Origin of the sequence: Rhizobium sp. AC27/96 (assembly GCF_001692325.1) — a bacterium.
In the GTDB taxonomy this organism is placed as follows: Bacteria; Pseudomonadota; Alphaproteobacteria; order Rhizobiales; family Rhizobiaceae; genus Rhizobium.
This window is the reverse complement of sequence record NZ_LXKN01000066.1, coordinates 180,350-198,694: the sequence shown is the minus strand read 5'-3', so window position 1 is coordinate 198,694 and position 18,345 is coordinate 180,350. Positions and strand designations below refer to the sequence as shown.

Genomic DNA, 18,345 nt, shown 5'->3' with positions numbered 1-18,345 from the left:
CCTGAAATCGCACAGATATACAGTTCAATAAGTCGCCGACCCCACCGTGGCAACTCGCTTTCCATAAAGGCCGGACATGTCGGCGGCGTGGCGTCAGCGCTGGACCGATCTGTTGGAGAGGCGCGAGAGCCCCCAAAGCACGATCAGCGTTGCCACACCCAGGATCATCGTCAGCGTTGCGGCATCGAAGATGGCGCCACGATCGGAGAGAGCGAAGATATTGACCGGCAAGGTGACCCAGCCCGGCGGATAGATCATCACGGTCGCTCCCAGCTCGCCCATCGACAGCGCGAAGCTGAGGCTGAAGGCAGCGACGAGATAGGGCATCAACAGCGGAAGCGTGATCCGTCGCAGCCGATAGAAAGGACGGGCGCCGAGGCTTTCGGCGATCTGCTCGCATTCGACGGGCAGGCGTGCAAGGCCGGCTGAAACATTGCCGTAGGTGAACGCCGAGATCAGCACGAAATGCGCGATCAGCACGATCAGCCGCGTGCCGTTCAGGAGCAGCGGCGGCTGGCTGAAAGCGACGAGCAGGCCAAGGCCGATGGAGACCGAGGGGACGGCGCTTGGAATGAAGAAGACGAGATCGAGAATGCGTTTGCGCAAAGGGTTCAGTTTCCGCAAAGCCAAAGCCGCCCATGTGCCGCTGATGAGCGCGGCGACGCTGGCGATCGCTCCCGTGGCGATGCTCACTTTCAGGCTGTCGAAAGAATCACTCCTGAAGGCATTGGCATAGTGAACCAGCGTCAGCTTGGTCGGAAGAATGTCGTTCCATTGACCGCTGACGCTCGCCAAGGCGATCACCGCGATCGGCAATCCGTAGACGATGAGAAACAGCGGGATGGCGACGCCCCAGACCAGCAGCCGCCCCGATTTAGACCACACCAGCACGATTGCCTCCGAAATGGGCGATCACGGCCCGATAGAGACTATAAAGACCAAGCGACAGCACAACATTGACCACGGCGATGACGCAAGCGGTCGTATAGTCGAATTCCTGGATCGCCTTGGCGTAAACGAGAACAGGCAGCGTGATGACGCCCTTGGCGCCGATGAACAGCACGATGCCGAATTCGTTGACCGTCAGCAGCAGGCAGAGACTGCCGCCGGCGATCAGAGCCGGCATGGCCGCCGGGAGGATTACCTGCCGCCCGATACGCCAAGGCTTTGCGCCGAGGCTGCTGGCAACTTCGATCTGCGCCTGGTCGATCTGTGAAAAGGTCGCCAGCAGCGGCCGCATGACGAAGGGCGTATAGACAGTTGTTTCCGCGAGTATCACGCCCCACTGCGAATAGAGAAAGTCGAGCGGCGGCAGATCGACATGCATCAACCGCATCAGGCTTTCGTTCACGAGACCCGCCGAGCCATAGATGAAGGTGAAGGCAAGCGTCACGAGAAAGGTCGGCAAGGCGATGAACGTATCGATCAGCCGCCCGCAGAACTTCGCACCCGGAAAAGGAACGAAGGCGATCACCAGCGAGAAGATGAAGCCGAGCACAAGGCACCCCGCCGTCGAGCCGAGCGCGATGACGATCGTATGCTGGAGCCCATCAAGAAACTCGCGGGACGACAAGACCTCGGCAAATGCCGCAAGTGATAGGGTGCCGGGATCGCCAAGGGACTGCCTGATAATCAGCGCCAGCGGATAGAAGAACAAGACTGCGAGAACGAGAAGCGGCGGCACCGTCCAGAAGCGGTCCCAGCGCGGCTTGGGCGCAAGTGTTGCTGCGGCGACATCAGCCATTGCGGCCGTCCTCCGGCACCAATGTTACATCGGCGGAATTGAGGTGGAGCGTCAGCATGGACCCAAGAGACGGCGGCGCGCTCATCGGCGCGGAGGACATTCGAACCTCCTGCCCCGCCACTTCAAGCGTGACGTTGTGCGTGTCGCCCTGCCATTGGACGCTGCGCACGACGCCGGTCAACCGATTGCTCTCGCCCTCAGAAGCATCCAGCCGAAAATCATGCGGCCTGGCGCACAGTAGGCAATCGCTTCCCATCGGCAGACGATGATGGTTGCGTGCGACCAGAAGCTGATCGCCAAACCGCACCTGCGCCCGATGCTCGTCAAGCGGCTGCAGGCCCTTGACCTCAAGGAGGTTGGCGCGCCCGAGAAACTCGGCGGCGAAGCGGTTCGGTGGATAACGGAATAGGGACTGGGCATCGCCGAACGCCTTCAGCTTTCCATCGCGCATGATGCCGATATGGTTGGCGAGCGTCAGCGCCTCGGACTGATCATGTGTCACATAAAGCACGGTCAGCGACGGCAGCTCGCGATGCAGCCTTGCGAGCTCGTCGACCATCGAGCGACGGATCTGCGCATCGAGCGCCGAAAGCGGCTCATCGAGAAGCAGCACCTGTGGCCGGATGGCAATGGCGCGGGCGATGGCGACACGCTGCTGCTGGCCGCCGGAAAGCTCACGTGGATAACGCTTCGCGTAATTGGCCATTCCGACCATGGCGAGCGCTTCGGGAACACGGGCGCGAATAATCTCCTCCGGCGCGCGGCGAGCCCGCAATCCGAAAGCGACATTTTCCTCGACCCGCATATGCGGAAACAGTGCATAGTTCTGTACGACCATGCCGATGTCGCGGTCATAGGGCGCGAGATTGGTGACGTCCCTGTCGCCGATCATGATACGGCCGCCGGATGGGTGCACGAAGCCGGCCACAGCTCTGAGAGCCGTGGTTTTTCCCGAGCCCGATGGGCCGATCAGGGCGACGATCTCACCGGGGCTGACCGTGAGGTTCAGCGAGTCGAGAACCGTGAGGCCGCCATAGGCAACCGAGACATTCTCGAAGGTGATACGCTTGGCGGCTGCGGCCGACGACGATGTCGTCGGCCGGCCGTTTTCGGATAGCTTTGCGTTTGCTATCGACATCAGTTGCTCGCGATCGCCTTGCCGTAGGCATCGACGTCCTGCTTTAGATCGGCAAGCACCTTGGTCCAGTCCGGCGACCAGATTTCGATGCCGTCCATGATGGCGTGAAGCTTGGCGAAGTTCTCGTCGGTCGGATTGATGTCGGTGCGAACCGGCAAGCCCTGAGCGACGGCGCTGACATCCTTCTGGGCGTCTTCGCTGAGCAGGAAGTCGATCAGCTTCTTACCGTTGTCCGAATGCGGCGCGCTGGAAACAAGCGCAATGTAATAGGGAAGCGGGAACGCGGTCTTCTTGCCATCCGGGCCTGCGGGGAAGAAGATCTTGATGTTCGGATTGTCAGCCTGCTGCGCCAGGTTCATCTGCAGATCGCCGTTGGCGACATAGAGCTCGCCCTTGTTGACCAGCGCGGTCAGCTTGCCGGTCGAGGCGGACGGGCCGAGATTGTTGACCTGAAGCTTCTTCAAATAGTCGAGGCCGGAATCCTTGCCGCCAAAGGCATGGAATGCCTGCAGCATCAAGGCGGTGCCATCGCCTGCCTGGCCGGGCGTGGAATACTGGATCTTCTGCTTGAACTTCGGATCGAGCAGGTCCTGATAGGTCGCCGGCGGCGTCTTCAGCACCGAGCTGTTGTAGATGAAGTTCGGGTAATTGTTGATCATCGCGACATAGAGGCCCTTCGGGTCCTTGTCGCGCGCGTCGATCTTATCGGCGCCGGCGGGCGTATAGGCGTCAAGCAGGCCTTCGCTGGCCGCCTTCTGCACGAAGGGCGGCAGGGTCACGAGAACGTCGGCCTGGGTATTGGATTTTTCCTTCGACAGCCGGTCAACGACGCCGCTGGAGCCTGCTTCAACATACTGAACTTTGATGCCGGTCGCCTTGGTGAAGGCTTCGAATTCGTTACCGTACCAGCTCGGCGTGCCGTCATGCAGGCCATCGGCGCTGTAGATCGTCACGACGTTATCCGCCGCCATGGCCGGCAGCGCGACCGAAGCAAGCAAGCCCGCAATCGCAAAAATGGATTTGGTTTTCATGATATTTCCTTTGCTCAATGACCTGACCCAGCCAGCACGGAGTGGGTTGATGTGAAACGGCGCGAGCAAATTCATAGTCAAAGACTATTTCATTTATATGACAATAGTTATTGCCTATAATTTTAATAAGGTAAGCTTATCTCTTATTCTGTCTTCAGACTGAGGTACGCAGGTGAGTGATGATGCGGTGCCAAGCGCAAACCATCCGCGACTTTTTAATGAAGCGGTTGCCGCGCTCGTCCAGTATCAGTTTACGAACTGATGGCGCGTCGACAGAAATCCGTGACCGCACCAGCAAGCTTTTGCCGGTCGACCGATGGTCCGTCGGCCAGACAGTCATCCACGGCACCATGCATGGCATTGAACAGCATGACGGCCGTAAGCCTGGCATCGACAAATGAGAATGCACCGGCATCACGACCTTCCAGCAGAAAGGATGTCAGGCGGGTGACGATCGGGTTGGCCCGCTTCATGCCACGCTTGGCGGGGTGGAATTGCTGGAAAACCAGATCGTGCAGCGGGACCGCGTCAAGATAGCCGAATACGCAGGTCTCCATCCAGACATCAAACCGGTACATCCAGCTGCCGGTAGCGGCTGCTGCATTGGCCGCATCGACCTTCTGGCAGAATTGTTCGATGAACCGGATCTTCAAACCGGCAAGCACATCATCCTTGGTCTGGAAATGGAGATAGAAAGTGCCCTTTGCGACGTCGGCGGCTTCAACGATTTCCGCAACGCTGGTGGCAGCAAAGCCCTTTTCCAGAAACAGGCGCTGGGCGGCATCCATCAATTCCTCGCGACGGATTTCCGGCGGCTTGGTGCGCGGGCGCTGGCGGTCTGCGACGGTCACGGGCTCTCCTTGTTCACAGGCTCTCGATGGCAAGTCCGGCAGGCTTGAGAACGGATCGACATAACCATTCTGCCGCATGCAGGCCTTTCTCGAAGATTTCTAACGGCATATCGAGCGGAAGACGAGCAAGACTTTGCCGCGCAGCATCGGTTATTGCCTCGGGAACGACAACCGCAACGCCGAGTAGCGATCGATGAAGAGCGTCTCCAGCGCTCTCAATCCGTTGCGCCACTATCCGCAGCATCGCCGCATCACCAAAAAACATGGGCTCGCAAGCCGCGATCAGCAGAAGCGCAAACGGCTGCTTGCGCTCCAGCCAACCCTCGACCCGATCGAGGCCTGATCGCATGGCTTCGGCATCCAACGGCGCTTCCGCAACCAGAATGGCAAGAGGCCAATGGGTCTCATCGCAATCCGGTGCCATCGATGGGCACGCCTTCATGACGGCGCGCGCATCGCGGTGAGGCTTCGCAGAACACTGCCCATATGCACCGGCATTCCGACGGTGGCCGAAACGGAAGCGAGCCACATCGTTGCCTCGTTCACATCGTCGAATATCTGCGCGGGAACACCGAACAGCTTTTCGGCATTCATTCGGCTCATCTCTTCCAGGGCCGCCGGCGGCACGACGGTCGCCATGCCGATGACAAGCTGCTTGATTCGCTCGCCATTGGATTGAAGCCAGACCTTGGCCTCCTTCGCACCGCCATCAGGGCGCTTGAGCGCTTCACTATCGGTGAAGACCCGCAAGGTGGAGAAGGTTTCGCCACGGTCGAGCCACTCCGTCCAATCGGACAGGAAGTCGAGTTGCTCCTTGAGCGACATGGAGCCTTGGGCGGCGGAAAGCACGAGTGGCCAATGCGTAAGATCGTGGCGGATCATGACAAGCATTCCTCCTATGCAAAATAGGAATGACGGCTGCGGCGCGAACTGTTCATGAGGCTCCTGCCCCACGCAGACGACCGTTCTTCATACCGATATAACAACACGGCAAATATATGACTGACCGTCGGTCATTTGTAAAGGTGAGTGATTTTGCTCCGTGAATATCCCCACCGAAAGGCCCGCTATCCTGGATAGGCCACGCAAATCTACACGGCGGATGGCTATCAAACTGCTCCGCAAAACTGCTTGTGAAACCAGACAGGACAGCTATTGACCTTTTCACCCATGAATATAATCTGCGTATATGCAAACGGCTGGGCATGTGCGAGCCGTCATGGAAATGACCGGAGGGAGATCCGGTGAGGACGGAGGCGGCCTCGAGCGGCATTGTGCCACTTGGGGATCTCACCGTTCGGGAGGAGTGACATGACTGACGATAATCCGGCGGTGCAGAGCGCCGTGCGCAAGGCAACCATTCGCCTTTTGCCCTTTCTGGGCCTGATGCTGATCCTGAATTTCCTCGATCGCTCCAATGTCGGCTTCGCCAAGACGGCCTACCAGGCCGATACCGGCATTTCGGATGCGGCTTATGCCTTCGGCGCCGGCATTCTCTATCTCGGCTATGCGACATTCGAAGTACCGAGCAACCTGATCATGCAGCGTGTCGGCGCGCGCCTCTGGCTGAGCCGCATCATGATCACCTGGGGGATCGTCTCGGCCTGCATGGTCTTTGCTCACACCGCAACGACCTATTACATCGTGCGCTTCATGCTTGGCGTCTGCGAAGCCGGGTTCTATCCGGGCGTCCTGCTCTATCTGACCTACTGGTTCCCTGCCAAGCAAAGGGCGCGCGCCACCGGCCTGTTTTACCTTGGCATACCTCTATCGCTGGTGATCGGTGCCCCGCTTTCCGGCTGGCTGCTCACCCACCACGACGTGCTCGGTCTCACCAACTGGCAATGGATGTTCGCGGTCGAAGGACTGGCGGCGACGGTTGTCGGTATTTTCGCGCTCTTCTTCCTGACAAGCCGTCCGAACGAAGCGAAGTGGCTGACGACGGAAGAGAAGAACGCGCTGATTGGCGTCATCGAGGCGGAAGAACGCGGCAAGCTCTCCGAGGTCAAGCATTCCGTCTTCGGCGTGCTGAAGGATTGGCGCGTTCTGGCCTTTATCGGCATCTACCTGTTCATCCAGATCGGCGTCGGTCCCATTACCTTCTACCTGCCAGCACGGTTGGCACAGGCAATGGGTGGCGGCATCAATACCTGGGTCGGCGTCCTGCTCGGCCTTCCCTGGTTCTGCGCGCTCATCGCGACGCGTGTCTTCACCGTCTATGCCGACAAGCACGATAATCACCGCGTCGTCTGCATCTTGATGCTGACGATCGGCACCCTTGCGCTTGCAACGATCGGGTTGACGATGAACCCCTGGGTCATGGTTATCGCCGCCTGCATCGCGGTTCCGGGGCTAGCATCCTCGCAGCCTGTCTTCTGGAGCCTGCCGACCCGCTATCTGGGCGGCGTCGGCGCGGCAAGCGGCATTGCCTTCATCGTCTCGCTCGGCAATCTCGGCAGCTTTGCCTCACCGCAGATCAAGGCCTATGTCGATGCGGCCACCGGGAACGGCGATGTCGGATTCTATATTCTCGCCGGCTGCTGCTTCCTGTCGGTCGTGCTCCTGATCGCGCTCGGCTCGCACCGCCGCTGGATCGTCGATGCCGAACCGGCTCCCCGCGCCAGCCGTACGCACTGAAAGGATCGCATCGTCGAGAATGTGACGCATCGACCATTGACAGGTTGCATTGTCAGGTTCTTGAGTTGGGACGGCAGCCGCTGCGCATGGCAACGGAGTCGTCTATCTTCAACTTCATCGAAGTTGAATACGGAAGTGTGGGAAACCGATGATCAGCCTTGGTGTTTTGACAACCTATTTTATCGTCGTGCTGGGGCTGATGCTGATTCCTGGGCCAGCCACGCTGCTGACATTGGCTCGGTCTGTCAGCGGCGGCAGGCGTGTTGGCCTGGCGACAGGCCTTGGCATCGCCTCCGGCGATCTCTTCCATACGATCATGGCGACGTTCGGCTTGTCGGCATTGTTGGCCACCTCGGCATTGGCGTTCGAGATCGTCAAATATGCCGGCGTCATCTATCTGATCTATCTCGGTTTCAAGGCCTTCATCGAGAAGACCGAGAGCCTGGACATGCCGGCCGCGCAGGCCATTACCGCCCAACGCGCTTTTCGGCAGGGGTTCTTTACCGAGATACTGAACCCGAAGACCGCCCTGTTTTTCCTGGCCTTCCTGCCACAGTTCATCCACCCGGAAAGCGGCTCCGTCATCGCCCAATTCGCCCTGCTCGGCGCTATCTTCGTCGGGCTCAGCATATGCGTGACGTCGCTTCTGGCTGTTGGAGCCGGTTCGATCGGCGGCTGGCTGCGCCGCAACCGCAGCGTCGGCCGGTGGCAGGGGAAGGTCGTCGGCACGATTTACGTGGCGCTCGGCCTCAGGCTCGCCCTCCAGCAGCAGTAGGCCTGTTCAGCGGTTGTCATCCCGCAGGCTGTCGGGTTGGATCTGCTGACGGGCGATTTCACGCGGGGCGTAGCCAAAGGCGCGCTTGAACATCGACGTGAAGGCGGCGGGATTCTTATAGCCGAGATCCAGCGCGATCGTCGTGACCGCCGTGCCGGCGACCAGCCGCGGAAGCGCCGCATGCCGACAGGCCTGCTGGCGCCACTCGACGAAGCTCAATCCCGTCTCCAGACGAAACATCCGGGTAAATGCGCGCCGGCTCATGCTCATCCGGTCGGCCCATGCGTCGATGGTGTCATGCGCGGTGGGATGCAGCAGAAAATCCTGGCACTTCTGTGCGAGCACCGGATTGTTCGGCAATGGCAGGGAAAGCGGCAGCGGTTTCAGGCGTGCCAATTCGTGCAGAAGAAGCGCCATCAACGCGCCGGACCGATCGTTCGGATCGTATTCCACCGGAATATCGACAGCCTCGGCGATCAGCGCCCGCAACAAGGGCGATATCTCCACAACCTGGCAATGATCCGGCATGTTCTCGATGGCATGAGGTTCGATATAGACGCTGCGCATGCTGACATCGCCCAGCATGCGAACGCTGTGAACGACGCCCGGAGGAATCCACATGCCTCGTTCGGGCGGCATGACCAAGGTGCCGTTCGGGGTCGTCGCCAGCACCACGCCGGAAAAGCCATAGAGCAACTGCGCGCGGCGATGCTGATGCGGGGCGACGCGGTGCCCATCCTTGTACTCGTTGCCGAGCGCCACCAGAGGCCGCTCGACATCGATGAAAGGATCAATTCGGCTGTTCCTGACCATTTTGGCCCAGTCTCGTAACAGTTACGCCTAATCGCGGTGGCGGGCGATTTGTTCTTTCAATATCAGCGCGACAGACGAATTGAAAGCGAGTGCCATGAGCCAGGTCATGAACGCGCCCCGCGCGGCAACCACCATATATCCGATCCTGATGGTCGCCAGCCTCGGCCATTTTATCAACGACGTCACCCAATCCTTGCTGCCGGCGAGCTATCCCGTCCTGAAGGCCGGCTTCGAGCTAAGCTTCGCCCAGCTTGGCCTGCTCACATTCGTCTATCAGATTACCGCATCGCTCCTGCAGCCATTCGTCGGATGGTATACAGACGGCAAGCCGCAGCCCTATTCCCTCCCCTTCGGCATGGCCTGCAGTTGCGCGGGCATGCTGACCTTGGGCTTCGCACCGAACTATTCGGTTCTGGTGATGGGCGCGGTGCTGCTCGGATTTGGCTCTTCGATCTTCCACCCCGAAGCATCGCGTATCGCGCGACTGGCATCGGGCGGCAAGCATGGCTTTGCACAATCGGTGTTTCAGGTCGGCGGTAATTTCGGCACGTCGCTTGGGCCGTTGCTGGCCGCCTTCTTCATCCTGCCGCACGGGCAGCGTGGCATGGCCTTCCTCGCCGTGCTCGCCTTCCTCGGCATTCTCATTCTCGGCGGTCTCGGCCGTTGGTACCAGATGAACGGGCAAAGCCTTCGCGCTCCGGCCAAGTCGGGCAGAAAGCACAAGGCCCTCACCCTGTCGCGCACCCGTGTCGGCATTGCCATCGCCGTGCTGATCGCGCTGATCTTCTCGAAGTATTTCTATCTCGCGAGCTTCACCAGCTACTATAATTTCTACCTGATGGACCGGTTCGGGCTTTCCGAACGCTCGGCGCAGCTCTGCCAGTTCGTATTCTTTGCCGCCGTCGCCTTCGGCACCATGATCGGCGGCCCGGTGGGCGACCGTATCGGCCGCAAGAAGGTCATCTGGGGGTCCATCCTCGGCATCCTGCCGTTCACGATCATCCTGCCGCATGCGAGCCTCGAGATCACCGTCATCCTCAGCGCCATCATCGGCACCGTCATCGCATCGGCATTCTCGGCAATCGTCGTCTATGCCCAGGAGTTGATGCCCGGCCGCGTCGGCATGGTCTCGGGTCTGTTCTTCGGCTTCGCCTTCGGCATGGGCGGCATCGGGGCCGCGGCACTCGGCGCACTGGCCGACCGCACAAGCATCGAATTCGTGTTCGAACTCTGCGCGTTCCTGCCGCTGATCGGGCTTTTGACGATCCTGTTGCCGAACGTCGAGGATTGAGGCCGGGCATCGCCCGGCCCGGTGACTCAGCTGCGGCGCTTGACGATCCGCAAATTCATTTCGGAGCGCAGGTGAAAGCCGAGTGCGGTGTAGAGCGCAATCGCCGAGGTATTGCCGATATAGGCATGCAGGTACACCGTCTCGTCCCTGGCGGAAATTTCGCCGGCGACAAACCGGAACAACAGCTTGCCGAAGCCACGCGCCTGGAAATCCGGATGCGTGCAGAGACCGCTTAGCTCGGCAAAACCGGTCTGCCGCATGCGCTGGCCGCCCATGGCAATGAGGCGGCCGTCCATCTTGATACCCCAGAAAGTGCCGAGGCTCTGGGCCCGCAGCGTAAACGGACCGGGCTTGGTGAGCGTTGCCAGGGCAAGCATATCCTCCGCATCGGCCTCCGTCAGCGGCTCGATGCGGCTGTCTGAAATTCGCTCATAAGGCCGCTCGGCAATCATCTGCACGAGGGTGGCTTCCGTGACGGCAGTCAATCCCTCCGGGAGCACGACCGGCGCGGCCTCGACAAGAGCCATCACTTCGCCCACCGCAGGCAGACTTTGCAGCGCTTCAAGGCTCTCTTTGGAATTGTCGGCGCAGGCGGCAAAGGGGACGATAGAGGGCGGATAGCGCCTTGCCCACTCGCTGCCTTCGGCCAATGCCGCATGACCGCTTTGAAGGGCACTCCAGACGGGGCGATCAAGGAGGTGTTTCATTGCTTCTGTTCCTTCTGGAAATTTCCCCGGCGGGCAAGTGGAGCTTCGGCCAGACCTTCTTCGATCACGGCAAGCTGCTGCAGGATCGGCCCCGACATATCCCCGCAAAGCTCGGCCACCGCCTGCTCGATGCGTGGCCAGACCGATTGCTTCGAATAATCGACGAGCTCCTGCCCCTTCGGCGTCAGCGAGATCAGCCTTCGGCGCTGATCCTCAGCCGAGGCCTGCATGTCGACATAGCCGAGCTCCAGAAGCTGGGAGATCGTGCGCGTAGCACCCGGCTGGGTGATGCCGACGGCCTGGGCGAGTTCGCCTATCGTGAGTGGGCCGTTGCCGTCGATCGCCGCGAGGAACGGATATTGGGCCGACTGAATGGAAACACCGAGTTCCTCGATGATCTGCTGGGTATCGGCCTGAAGCCGCTCGCCAATGCGGCGGAAGCGGCTGCCGAGACAGAGCAAGCCGAGCGATTTCACGATATCCTCTACCAAGGAAGCCTCCTGGCACCAATTACATAACAAGTTATATAATTGCTTATGCAATTGCCGTCAAGCAGGCTTCCGATTGGCTGTGACCGCACCACCTTCCCGACGAAATCGAGATGCCGACGCGCCCTTTAGACTATGCAGCCGCGTCTACAGCCCGCGGCTTGCCTTGTCGCCAGCCAAAGCAATTGTCGTCTCAAACAATATTCTGGCGCCGATTTCGATATTCTCGTCAGCGACGAATTCGGCCTCGTTGTGGCTTATGCCACCCCGGCACGGAACGAATATCATCGCCGTCGGTGCGACGCGGCTCAGGAAGAGCGCATCATGAAAGGCGCCTGAAACCATCCGCATGCTGGCAACGCCAAGCCCTTCGCATGCATTCTCAATCGCGGCGACAACTGCGGCATCGAATTTCCCGGGCGCCATGTCGAACCGCTTTTCGATGTACACATCGCTCAGGTGACGGGCGGCCGCCGAGCGGCATTCCGCCTCGACGCGAGCCTCGATGGATGCCAGCGCATCTTCCTCCGGATGACGGATATCGACCGTCAGCGTCACCCTGCTTGGGATGACGTTGATGGAACTCGGCTCCACGGCCATGCGCCCGACCGTTAATCGCGCCAGAGGATCAGCCGGCATGATGGCTTCCTGCAATCGAACGATCGCCTCGGCGGCTGCGGCCATCGGGTCCTTGCGAAACTCGAGCGGCGTGGTACCCGCATGCGCAGCCTCACCGACGAAGGAAACTTCGAGCCATTTGGTTCCCTGGACGCCGGTGACGACACCGATCGGTATTTCTTCGCGTTCGAGAACCGGCCCTTGCTCGATATGGACTTCGACGAAGGCGGAGACGGAATGGCCGGCCGGGCGCACCTCCGCCTCCGGCAGCGCACTCAGCGTTGCCGCCAGTTCATCGCCCAGCCTCGCGCCGTCCGCGCCGCGCGTCTCACGCCAATTGGACAAATCACCGGCACCGACGAAGACCATCGAGCCCATGCAGCCCGGAAAGAAGCGGCTGCCTTCTTCGTTGGTCCAGGAGACCACTTCGATGGCCCGCTCCGTCACCGCGCCCGCGTCTTGCAGCGTCTCCAACACTTCGAAGGCGGATAGCGTACCGAGCGCACCATCGAACCTGCCGCCCGTTGGCTGACTATCGAGATGACTGCCGATCAGGACAGGAGCAAGCGAGGGATCGCGCCCCTCGCGCCGGATGAAGAGATTGGCGACATCATCCTGATAGACTCGAAATCCGCGTGCAAAAGCAAGCTCTACAAGCAGACGACGCGCTGCCCTATCTTCCGGGCTCAGCGCCTGCCGATTGACGCCTCCGGCCCGAGTAGCGCCTATGGCCGCAAAATCGGTGATGCGCTGCAACAATCTCTGCACATCGATCATCGGCTTGCCATTCATCGGCGAATGCCTGCCACGAAATCCTTCACGCGCTGCGGATCGACGGCATTCCACCAGACGTCATCATGCTTCAAGGAACTCGCGACGATCACGCCATCGGCCACCGACAGGATGTCGTTGACATTGTCTGGCGTAACGCCGCTGCCGACGAGCGTCGGCAGGCCCGATGCCCGCTTGATCATGTCGATATAACCGATATCCGCCGCGTGCCCCGTCCGCTGGCCGGTCGCGATGACCACATCCGCATCGAAGAAGACGATGTCCTTGACTTGCTCTTCGACCGGCCGGTCGGCGACGATGGCATGAGCCCCGTGCTTCACATGCGCATCGGCGAAAATGCGGATGCCACGGGCATTCAGGCTCGCACGGTAGCGCATGGCGCGCGCCGCCTCGCCCTCGATAAAGCCCTCGTTGGCGACATAGGCATTGGCCCATTGGTTCACGCGCACGAAACCGGCACCGGCAGCACTGGCGATCGCCAATGCGGGAATGGCGGCATTGGCAAGGACATTGATGCCGATCGGCCGACCGAGTTCGCGTCTGATGCGGTCGGAAATGACGGACATATAGGCCGATGTCTCGTGACCGATATCGTCTGGCTTCGAAAAAGGAATATCGCCATGATTTTCGATGATCACGGCGTCGCAGCCGCCCGCAAGATAGCCGCGCGCATCATCGAGGCCGCGCTGGTAGACCAGCTCGATAGCCTCGCCCGAATAGCGCGGCGCGCCCGGCAGCGGCGCCAGATGAACGACGCCAATGATGGCCTTGTCGCGGCCGAAAAGATCGATGAGCGCATTGCCCGTTGTCTGGCCGATTGGCTTTGCTGTTCCAGTCATGTGTTTTCCAATTCTGATATCTTCAAGAGTTCCGAAAATTCCGCCCTTGTGGGATAGGCGGCGAGTGTTCCAAGACGGCTGACGGCCAAGGCCGCAGCCTTCGTGGCCACCGCTGCGGCCTGGCCAAGATTCTTTCCCTGCGCCAGCAAACCGGCAACCGTGCCGGCAAAACAATCGCCGGCGCCGCTGGTATCGACAACCACCGTCTTTTGCGCCGACAGCCGGAGCGGGTGGGCATCTTTCGCATCGAGGAGCAGGCTCCCCTCGCCCGCGAGCGTAATGATGACGCTTGCAGCGCCCATCTCCGCGAGCATCCGTGCCGCTTGCTCGGGATCGGCGAGACCTGTCAGTGCCGAGGCTTCTCCCTGGTTGACGATGACGAGATCGACATCAGCGAGGTCGCTGACCTGCCTCTCCGGCAGCGGGCTCGGATTGAGCGCCGTCAAAAGACCCGATCGCTTGGCGTGATGCAGGCAGGCAACCGTCACGCTCCAGGGCAAATTGCCTTGGAGCAGGAGGATTTCACCCGCCTGCCATCTTGCCTGCAGTTCCGTCTGCGAGAGCGGGTCGAAGGCCCGTGCACACTCGACAGCGCTGACGATGGCATTCTCGCCGGCTTCGTCGAGCAGGATCGTCGATCGATCGGTCGGATGTGGAAGACGGATCAACTGGCCGGTATCGAGATCGGCCTGCAATATCCGGACCAGCCTCTCCGCCAGCTCGTCATTCCCGAGTGCGGACCACAGACAAACATCCGCGCCGCTTCGCGCCGCCGCGACCGCCTGGTTGGCGCCCTTGCCCCCAAGTCCCTCGATCGTTGTCAGCGCGTTGAGCGTTTCACCCGGCCGCGGCAGGCGCGGCAGGCGAAAGCTCGTATCCAGGCAGACATTGCCGACGACATGGAGGCGCATGGCAATCAATCTTTCGTCGTTGCCCAGGCCAGCATCTGCTCGAACAAGGTCTTGTAGCCGTTCCAGGCGATGAACTCCGGCGGCAGCCAATGCGGACCGACATCCGAGGTCCAGACAAGCGTCCGGCCTGAGCCATATGTGCCGGTCACCAGCAGCGGCAGCGAGCCATATTCGCCCGACACCGTCGCCAGCACCTCGGCGCCCGGCTTGACCGTCACTTCGTTGAAGCCGAGCAGATAGGGCCAATCGCCGCCCAGGCCTTTGAGGACCGGATGCGTCGCATCGCCGGTGACAACAGGCGTAAAGCCTTCGGGAACCTCGACGCGGTCGTCCACCGCCATGCAGGCCACCGGAAGTACATCCTCGACCGGCGTCTTGCGATAGCGGGCGCCGCCATTGATGCCCTGGAAGCTGTAGTAGCCGCCGAACATCAGCAGCGCACCGCCCTTCGCCACATAGTCGCGCAGGAGTTTCAACCGGTTCGGGGTCCTCTTGGAGTGGATCCAGGTATCGGGATGCAGCAGCAGCGTATTGGCGCCGATATCCGAGAGAACGATCGCCGAATATTCATCAAGCGCCTCCGCCGTCAGCGGAAAGTCCCGCTGGGCCTCGTGCGCCGGCATAAAGGTGACGTCAAAGGCACTGTCCTTGAGTGCCGTCAGCAGCTCATCGGCACCGGTATGATAAGTGACCGTCGGAAACTGGTCGAAACCCTTGATATGGGTCGCGGTGGAAATCCATGATTCACCCGCGAGGAGAACCTTTTTCTTGCTCATGTCTGCTCCTTGTCTGCACCCGCGGCCGTCAGGCCGAGGCGGAAAATACCGATTGGGGATTGGAGATCAGCATCCGGTCGATCGCCTGCTGATCGACGCCGAGGCGTTTCAGCCGCGGCAGGAAATGCTTGAGAATGTAACCGTAGCCGAAGCCGCCGTAGCGGGTCAGCATCATCTTGAGGAAAACGTCCTGCGACAACAGCAGCCGGTCGGCGAAGCCCATGTCGACGAGCGTGCCGATCGCCCGGGCATTTTCCTCGTCGGAAGGCGATTGGGCGTCCTGATCTGCGTAGTAATAGTCCATGCCGATCATGTCGTATTCCAGAAAGGCGCCGCGCTCGGCGAGGCTCATCTGGTAGCGGAGATCATTGTGGCTGGGATTCATATGGCAAAGGACGGTGTGGCGCAGATCCGCGCCCTCCTCTTCCACCATATCCAGCACGCGATGGGCAAGACGCTCCCAACCCGGTAGATGGATCGACAGCGGCAGCCCGGTCAACCGTGATGCCCTCGCCGAAGCCCTCAGCGACTTCTGCTCCTCGGCAGTAAAATCCTTGCTGACACCGACTTCGCCGATGATGCCGGCCATGATCTCCGGCTGCGTTTCGCCGCCGCCGACATCATTGACGATGAAGGCCGTGACCTCATCGACATCCATATCCTTCAGCCATTCGGGATGGGTATGCTCAAGATAGAATCCCGTCCCCATGATGATCTTCAACCCGGACAGGCGCGCGATGCGGCGCATCTGTTCGGCATCACGCCCGATACCGAAATTGGTGGTTTCCACGACCGTATGGCCGCCGAGCGACTGGAAACGGCCGAGTTCGGCAAGCGCAAGATCGGCATCATCGAGCGAGACGTTGTCGCGGTTCATGTACGGGTTCATGCGCAGATCGCCGATGATCTCGATGCCAAGCGGTTGTTCGGCAATCGCTCGCTCATCTGGATGGCAAGGGCACTTCCACGTTCGGGCGCCATCGAGGAAGATATGCTCGTGCATCAAGGTCACGCCCATCTCGGACACCGGGATCGGCCCCAATACCGTCATGGCGCATCCCGTCTGCACGCCGATGGCGTGACGTGTCTTTGCGGTCTCGGGAAAGAGATGTTCCAGCATCGCTCAACGGCTCCTGACCGCGCCCTTGAACAGGCGAAAGTTGAGCCAGATCGCCACGAGAATGATCACCCCGGTCACGATCGGCGTGAAGAAGGGCGACATGTGCGACAGTATGAGGCCGTTGGCGATGACGGCCACGGTAAGTGCGCCGAGCACGGTGCCGACGACCGATCCGCGCCCGCCAAACAGGCTGGTGCCGCCAAGCACCACGGCCGCGATGACATCGAGTTCAAAACCCTGGCCGGAATTGGACGAGCCAGATCCCAGTCGCGCCGCGAGAATGACGCCGGCGATGGAAGCGGCAACACCGGAGATCACATAGACGAACAGCGTCACCCCACGCGTATTGACGCCGGCACGTCGTACCGCCTCGGCATTGGCGCCGATGCCCGTGACATAACGGCCGAAAGGCGTCTCGTTGAAGGCGACATAGGCTGCGGCAAGGACGACGACCGCAATCAGCGCCGGCGCGGGAATGCCGAAGAACCACGCCTGGCCGATGGCCGTGAACGGGCTTTCCGGAGCGACGGGGATGGAATAGCCGCCGGTAATGAGGAGCGCCAGACCGCGGATGACGGAAAGCCCGGCAAGCGTGACGATGAAGGCCGGAATGCGCTCATAGGCGATGAAATAGCCCTGGATCAGGCCGGTTACCGCACCGAGAAGCAACATCAGCAGCACGGTTAGCGGCCACGGAATGCCGACCTGCAGGCATGCGGCCGAAAGCGTTGCCGCCAGAGCCAGCACCGAGCCTACGGAGAGGTCGATCCCGCCCGTGGTTATCACAAAGGTCATCGCCGCGGCGACGATCAGGAGCGGCGCCGACTGCCTGACGACGTTCAGCAAATTCGGCGCCGTCAGGAAGACATTGGTGAAGAGCGAAAAGAAGATGCACACGGCAATGAAGAACAGCGCGATCGATACGATGCCGCCATTGGCCATGGCCTTGTCGTAGAGGCGCGCCTTGCGCATGCGGGTCGACTGGCCGGTTTGGGCATGAGAAGAGGTCATGGTCATGCGGAAACGCCTCGATCTGGAGATGGGCCGGCGGAGCGCGCGGCGAACTTGCGGCCGACGATCAGGTTGACGACCTCTTCGATATTGGTGTCTTCGATCCGGCGTTCGGCGACATTCTGGCCCTCATACATCACCTGAATACGGTCGCAGACCAGGAACAAATCCTGCAGGCGGTGTGTGATCAGGATGACGCTGACGCCGCGGGCGCTGACGGTGCGAATGAGTTCGAGAACGGCCTCGACCTCGGCGACGGCCAGAGCCGCCGTGGGTTCATCCATGATCAACACCGATGGGTTGAACGAGGCGGCACGGCCGATTGCGATCGACTGGCGCTGACCGCCCGACAGATTTTCCACCTTCAGCCGCGTATCGGGAATGACGATGCCGAGGCCTTCGAGCATGTGGCGCGCGCGCTCATGCATCGTCTTCTTGTCGAGCATGGGAATGCCCGCAAGCTTCCATTTGGGCTCGCGCCCCAGAAAGAGATTGCCCGCAACGTCGACCGAGTCACAGAGCGAGAGATCCTGGTAGACCATCTCGACATGCGCCGCACGGGCATCGGCCGGTGAGGCAAAGGAGACAGCCCGGCCATCGATTTCGATCGTTCCCGAATCCGGGATCACGGCGCCGGACAACACCTTGCTCAAGGTGGACTTGCCGGCGCCATTGTCGCCGACCAGGCCGAGAACCTCGCCTGGTTTCAAGGTCAACGACACATTCTCCAGCGACTGCATCGTGCCATAGCGTTTGGAAATACCGGTCATTCTGACGCGGTAGGTATCAGCGTTTGTCATCTC

The 18,345-nt window shown here is 60.7% G+C and carries 20 protein-coding genes; 3 read left to right on the top strand and 17 right to left on the bottom strand.

Features of this window, described 5'->3' with window-relative positions; genetic code table 11:
• Positions 1-93: 93 nt before the first annotated feature.
• From A6U86_RS30215 to A6U86_RS30190, 7 genes are all read right to left on the bottom strand, one after another.
• The gene (locus A6U86_RS30215) at positions 94-891 is read right to left on the bottom strand and encodes an ABC transporter permease subunit (protein WP_068399394.1); all 798 of its coding nucleotides are present in this window, start codon (positions 889-891) and stop codon (positions 94-96) included.
• The gene (locus tag A6U86_RS30210; protein WP_068399391.1) at positions 875-1,744 is read right to left on the bottom strand and encodes a 2-aminoethylphosphonate ABC transporter permease subunit; all 870 of its coding nucleotides are present in this window, start codon (positions 1,742-1,744) and stop codon (positions 875-877) included. Before A6U86_RS30210 ends, A6U86_RS30215 begins: the two co-directional genes overlap by 17 nt.
• Complete coding sequence (locus A6U86_RS30205; RefSeq protein ID WP_068399388.1) at positions 1,737-2,882, bottom strand: ABC transporter ATP-binding protein; 1,146 nt, start codon at positions 2,880-2,882, stop codon at positions 1,737-1,739. The genes A6U86_RS30210 and A6U86_RS30205 overlap by 8 nt, the downstream gene beginning before the upstream one ends.
• The gene (locus A6U86_RS30200) at positions 2,882-3,913 is read right to left on the bottom strand and encodes a 2-aminoethylphosphonate ABC transporter substrate-binding protein (protein ID WP_068399683.1); all 1,032 of its coding nucleotides are present in this window, start codon (positions 3,911-3,913) and stop codon (positions 2,882-2,884) included. Before A6U86_RS30200 ends, A6U86_RS30205 begins: the two co-directional genes overlap by 1 nt.
• A gap of 251 nt (positions 3,914-4,164) precedes the next feature.
• Positions 4,165-4,764 carry a TetR/AcrR family transcriptional regulator gene (locus A6U86_RS30195; RefSeq protein WP_083197035.1) on the bottom strand — a complete coding sequence of 200 codons (600 nt, stop codon included), beginning with the start codon at positions 4,762-4,764 and terminating at the stop codon, positions 4,165-4,167.
• A 13-nt stretch (positions 4,765-4,777) separates the two neighbouring features.
• Positions 4,778-5,188, bottom strand: coding sequence for a hypothetical protein (locus tag A6U86_RS35030; RefSeq protein WP_083197034.1), 411 nt, complete (start codon positions 5,186-5,188; stop codon positions 4,778-4,780).
• 14 nt (positions 5,189-5,202) lie between these two features.
• Positions 5,203-5,646, bottom strand: coding sequence for a hypothetical protein (locus tag A6U86_RS30190; protein WP_068399678.1), 444 nt, complete (start codon positions 5,644-5,646; stop codon positions 5,203-5,205).
• A 429-nt stretch (positions 5,647-6,075) separates the two neighbouring features.
• Between A6U86_RS30190 and A6U86_RS30185 the strand changes: the two genes are divergently transcribed.
• Together A6U86_RS30185 and A6U86_RS30180 are read left to right on the top strand one after the other, a co-directional pair.
• Positions 6,076-7,401: an MFS transporter gene (locus A6U86_RS30185; protein ID WP_083197032.1), complete on the top strand. Its 1,326-nt coding sequence runs from the start codon at positions 6,076-6,078 to the stop codon at positions 7,399-7,401.
• A 148-nt stretch (positions 7,402-7,549) separates the two neighbouring features.
• Positions 7,550-8,176, top strand: coding sequence for a LysE family translocator (locus A6U86_RS30180; protein WP_068399385.1), 627 nt, complete (start codon positions 7,550-7,552; stop codon positions 8,174-8,176).
• A 6-nt stretch (positions 8,177-8,182) separates the two neighbouring features.
• On the opposite strand, the gene A6U86_RS30175 is transcribed toward A6U86_RS30180, so the two are convergent.
• Positions 8,183-8,989 (bottom strand): helix-turn-helix domain-containing protein, encoded by an 807-nt coding sequence (locus A6U86_RS30175; RefSeq protein ID WP_068399382.1) that lies wholly within the window; start codon positions 8,987-8,989, stop codon positions 8,183-8,185.
• 106 nt (positions 8,990-9,095) lie between these two features.
• Between A6U86_RS30175 and A6U86_RS30170 the strand changes: the two genes are divergently transcribed.
• Positions 9,096-10,280 carry an MFS transporter gene (locus tag A6U86_RS30170; RefSeq protein WP_244510134.1) on the top strand — a complete coding sequence of 395 codons (1,185 nt, stop codon included), beginning with the start codon at positions 9,096-9,098 and terminating at the stop codon, positions 10,278-10,280.
• A gap of 26 nt (positions 10,281-10,306) precedes the next feature.
• Here A6U86_RS30170 and A6U86_RS30165 read toward each other — a convergent pair whose 3' ends face one another.
• From A6U86_RS30165 to A6U86_RS30125, 9 genes are all read right to left on the bottom strand, one after another.
• Positions 10,307-10,987, bottom strand: a complete 681-nt coding sequence (locus A6U86_RS30165) for a GNAT family N-acetyltransferase (RefSeq protein ID WP_068399376.1) — start codon at positions 10,985-10,987, stop codon at positions 10,307-10,309.
• Entirely contained in the window at positions 10,984-11,478 is a 495-nt protein-coding gene (locus A6U86_RS30160) for a MarR family winged helix-turn-helix transcriptional regulator (RefSeq protein ID WP_068399373.1), read from the bottom strand. The genes A6U86_RS30165 and A6U86_RS30160 overlap by 4 nt, the downstream gene beginning before the upstream one ends.
• Before the next feature lie 144 nt (positions 11,479-11,622).
• Positions 11,623-12,885: a Zn-dependent hydrolase gene (locus tag A6U86_RS30155; protein ID WP_068399371.1), complete on the bottom strand. Its 1,263-nt coding sequence runs from the start codon at positions 12,883-12,885 to the stop codon at positions 11,623-11,625.
• Entirely contained in the window at positions 12,882-13,724 is an 843-nt protein-coding gene (locus A6U86_RS30150; RefSeq protein WP_068399368.1) for a BtpA/SgcQ family protein, read from the bottom strand. Before A6U86_RS30150 ends, A6U86_RS30155 begins: the two co-directional genes overlap by 4 nt.
• Complete coding sequence (locus A6U86_RS30145) at positions 13,721-14,635, bottom strand: ribokinase (RefSeq protein WP_068399365.1); 915 nt, start codon at positions 14,633-14,635, stop codon at positions 13,721-13,723. Before A6U86_RS30145 ends, A6U86_RS30150 begins: the two co-directional genes overlap by 4 nt.
• A gap of 5 nt (positions 14,636-14,640) precedes the next feature.
• A complete protein-coding gene (locus tag A6U86_RS30140; RefSeq protein WP_068399362.1) occupies positions 14,641-15,411 on the bottom strand; it encodes a glutamine amidotransferase in 771 nt (256 codons plus the stop codon).
• Between the two features lie 28 nt (positions 15,412-15,439).
• Positions 15,440-16,531, bottom strand: a complete 1,092-nt coding sequence (locus A6U86_RS30135; RefSeq protein WP_068399359.1) for a phosphotriesterase — start codon at positions 16,529-16,531, stop codon at positions 15,440-15,442.
• A 3-nt stretch (positions 16,532-16,534) separates the two neighbouring features.
• Complete coding sequence (locus tag A6U86_RS30130; protein WP_244510139.1) at positions 16,535-17,542, bottom strand: ABC transporter permease; 1,008 nt, start codon at positions 17,540-17,542, stop codon at positions 16,535-16,537.
• Positions 17,543-17,544: 2 nt separating this feature from the next.
• Positions 17,545-18,342: an ATP-binding cassette domain-containing protein gene (locus A6U86_RS30125; RefSeq protein WP_068399675.1), complete on the bottom strand. Its 798-nt coding sequence runs from the start codon at positions 18,340-18,342 to the stop codon at positions 17,545-17,547.
• Positions 18,343-18,345 lie beyond the last annotated feature (3 nt).